This is a genomic window from Cellvibrio sp., assembly GCF_053579595.1.
Genome location: NZ_JBRFPI010000248.1, coordinates 1 through 3643 on the forward strand (window position 1 = coordinate 1; position 3643 = coordinate 3643).

The following is a 3643-nucleotide window of genomic DNA, read 5'->3' on the forward strand; positions in this document are numbered from 1 at the left end:
GCTGGTGCTGGTGCTGGTGCTGGTGCTGGTGCTGGTGCTGGTGCTGGTGCTGGTACTGAATCGGTAGCGGGGGCACCATCAACAGGATTGGGTAAAGTGACTGGCTGTTGCGGTGAATTATCTGCAGCAGTGTTTGGATCTTTGCGCAGCAGTGAGTCCAACAGGTATGGCAAGGTGGTATCGCCTTTGCTGTTATCTGAAACCAGCGCCGCCGCTGTGCCACTTGCAATTACACTGGTGGCCGCTGTCGCGGCGCCGCCAGCTATTGCTGCACCAGCCTTGACGCCGCTACCCATGATGCCGCTAATGACGGAAGTGAGTAAGGCGGCGGTGCCGAGTGTGGCTACTGCCCAGGATAAAAATCCGTGTGCGGTATCGCGAAAATAGACTTCGTCATTATGGGTGTTGAGCCAGCGGGTTCTTAATCGGCCAGTGAGATAACCGCCGAGCGCTGATGCGGCTACCGATATCAAGGTGATGCCGACAATACTCGATACACCAAAGCTTGCGCTGCTAATGCCTTCGCTCGACCAAGGGGACACTAACGTTAATCCAAAGCCGGTGCCGAGTAATAATAAAATTAACGATAAGGCCGCAGAAGCAACTGCACCAGCAAATACAGCGCACCATGCAACGGCGCTGTTATTTTCTGGCTGAGTGCTAATGATGCCTTCGCGGTAATTGTTGTCCGGTCGTTGTGCAAATTGTGTTTCCATTTCAAGCTCCCATCAGTTTGTGAATCGCTAACATATAAACTGACACTGCTCATGTCTGTACGAAAACACACACTCTCCCATTGTTTTGCTTATGCGGGTTAGCGCACTGACCTTTGTAAAACCCCACCTTATTGTCTGCGCGTGCGATCCGTTTATTGGTCGCTCATTTTTTTAATTATTTATTAACGGTTGATAATAGTCAGTAAATTTATAGAGGGATTGAGGAATGAAAAGAGATACCGGTAGCGATAAAAACAATGATGTTCAGAGTGAAAAATCTTTCCACGAATTAGGCGCCCAACCGCGTCGATCTCATGCACGTATGCATAAATATGCGCAGGATTCACAAAGCTATGATGATGAAAAAAAATCTCATCACAGCCATCGCAATGAGCCGAATAAAAATCTTGCCCGTGTTCAGTTGCGTCGCATAGAGCGTCTTTACCACTAGCATGTAAAAGCCAAAGCTCGCTAACGAACAGACAACCCCGCGCGAATTGCCCAAGCTTGGTAGAACCATCTTCCCCCAAGGTTTTAATTATGCAGAACGCAAATCGGGGTAAAACCTTGTCCCGCTTTTTCACTTCGGGTATCAATTCCTGGCGCAGCCGGGTGTACGACCGGCGCGCACAGCGTCCGGAAGATCTCAATCCACTGCGTGCGGAATTATTCAGTGCCGACCAGATGGAACACTTTGGCAAAGTGCTGGCGAGTGAACACAGTCTGAGTAAAGCGCGCACGCGCGACCGTTTGCTGACGCGGCTGGATGAAAACGAGCAGGTGTTGATTAGCGGCTGCGAGTTGCTTGCGGCTGCAGTAAAAGCGCGTTCGCGCATCGCGCCTGCGGGTGAATGGTTGCTCGACAACTTTTACATGATTGAAGAACAAATCCGTACAGCCAAGCGCCATTTCCCCAAAAATTACAGCCGTGAATTGCCGCGTTTAAGCGCGGGGCGATCGGCCGGGTTGCCGCGCGTTTACGATTTGGCCCTCGCTGCCATTGCCCATGGTGATGGTCGCATTGATGCCGAAATCCTCAGCCGTTTTGTTGCGGCTTATCAAACCGTCACACCACTAACACTGGGTGAACTCTGGGCAATTCCGATCATGTTGCGCCTCGCATTGATTGAAAATTTGCGCCGTGTGAGTTTGCGTATTACCCATGCGCGCAGCTATTTGAATCAAGCGCGCGAATGGGCGAGCCAGATGGTGGAAGTGGCCGAGAGCGACCCCAAAAATCTGATCGTTGTTATCGCTGATATGGCGCGTTCTAACCCGCCGATGGTGAGTGCGTTTATCGCTGAATTAGTGCGCCGTTTGCAGGGGCATGGCCCCGCACTCGCGTTGCCGCTCACCTGGATTGAACAGCGCTTGGCTGAGGAGAGTTTGACCATTGAGCAAATGGTGCAGGCGGAAAATCAGCAGCAGGCGGTTGATCAGGTTTCTATTAGCAACAGTATTGGCAGTTTGCGGTTTTTAGGCGCTTACGATTGGCGGGTGTTTGTGGAAACCATGAGCATCGTCGAGCAGATTTTGCTTGAAGATAAAGATGATGTTTATCGCCGCATGGATTTTGCGACGCGCGATGAATATCGCCATGTGATTGATCGCCTCGCCAAACGCAGCAAAATTTCCGAAGCGGGTATTGCGCGCGTGGCGATTGAATTGGCGCAGCATGCGGGTGATTCTGAAAACCATACTCAACATGTTGGATACTATTTAGTTGATCGCGGTTTGCCGCAGTTGGAGCGTGCGGTTGCGGCGCGTTTGCCATTGTCGGAGCAGTTGCGGCGCATTTGTTCCCAAGTGCGATTGCCGTTGTACCTCGGGGCGATTTTGTTGTTGGTACTGCTCACTAACGCTGGATTTTTCGCACTGGTAAAGAGCTTCACTCTTAGCGATTGGCAGTTGGGTGTACTGACCTTGCTTGCATTGATTGCATCAACCTCGCTTGCCTCGGCGCTGGTGAATTGGTTGGTTACGCTGACGGTAAAACCCAAGCGTTTGCCGCGCCTGGATTTTGTGCAAGGTATTCCCGAAGCATTGGCTGCGCTGGTGGTGGTGCCCACACTGCTCACCAGTACGCAGAGTATTGACGACTTGCTGGAAGCGCTTGAAGTGCGTTTTCTGGGTAACCGCGATGAGCAATTGTATTTTGGTTTGCTCACCGATTTTGGTGATGCGGACAGTGAAATCCTCCCCGGTGACGACGCGCTATTAACGCGTGCACGCGAAGGTATTGAACAGCTCAATCAGGCTTATCCATCTGGCAATGCCAACAACCGCTTCTTCCTTTTTCATCGCCCACGCCGGTGGAACGCCACGGTCAAACGCTGGATGGGCTATGAGCGCAAACGCGGCAAGCTCGCCGATTTAAACCAGCTATTGCGCGAAGGGCGCGGGCATTCGGAGGCATTTTCACTGATTGTTGGCGATATAACAGCGCTGCCCAAACTGCGTTATGTGATCACGCTGGATACGGATACCCAACTCCCGCGCGATGCCGCCCGCCAGTTTGTCGGCACTATGGCGCACCCGCTTAATCGCCCGGTGTACGACCCCGAACATCATGTTATCCGCCGTGGTTATGGCATCTTGCAGCCGCGTATGGCCGCGACTTTATCGGCCGCTAATTGCTCGCGCTATGTGCAGCTCTATGGTGGTGAGGCGGGGATTGATCCATACACCCGCTCGGTGTCAGATGTGTATCAGGATGTGTTTGGCGAAGGTTCGTTTATCGGTAAGGGCATTTATGATCTGGACGCTTTCGAGCAAGTGCTCGGCGGGCGTTTCCCTGACAACCGCATCCTGAGTCACGATTTGCTCGAGGGCTGTTATGCGCGCGCGGGCTTACTGAGCGATGTTCATCTCTACGAAGATTCGGCCGCTCGCTACGAGTTGGATGTCGCTCGGCGGGAGCGCTGGAT

The 3643-nt window shown here is 52.5% G+C and carries 1 protein-coding gene and 2 pseudogenes; 2 read left to right on the forward strand and 1 reads right to left on the reverse strand.

Going from position 1 to position 3643, the window contains the following annotated elements; all coding sequences use genetic code 11:
* A pseudogene (locus tag ACWA6V_RS14635) lies at nucleotides 1-716 on the reverse strand (hypothetical protein); the annotation flags it as partial.
* Nucleotides 717-942: 226 nt separating this feature from the next.
* Here ACWA6V_RS14635 and ACWA6V_RS14640 point away from each other — a divergent pair.
* A complete protein-coding gene (locus tag ACWA6V_RS14640) occupies nucleotides 943-1167 on the forward strand; it encodes a hypothetical protein (protein WP_449523186.1) in 225 nt (74 codons plus the stop codon).
* Nucleotides 1168-1256: 89 nt separating this feature from the next.
* Nucleotides 1257-3643, forward strand: a pseudogene (locus tag ACWA6V_RS14645) (cyclic beta 1-2 glucan synthetase); the annotation flags it as partial.

What these genes read in the sequence shown, in the direction of transcription:
- ACWA6V_RS14640 (WP_449523186.1), top strand. Translation starts at nt 943, where the DNA reads ATGAAAAGAGATACCGGTAGCGATAAAAACAATGATGTTCAGAGTGAA.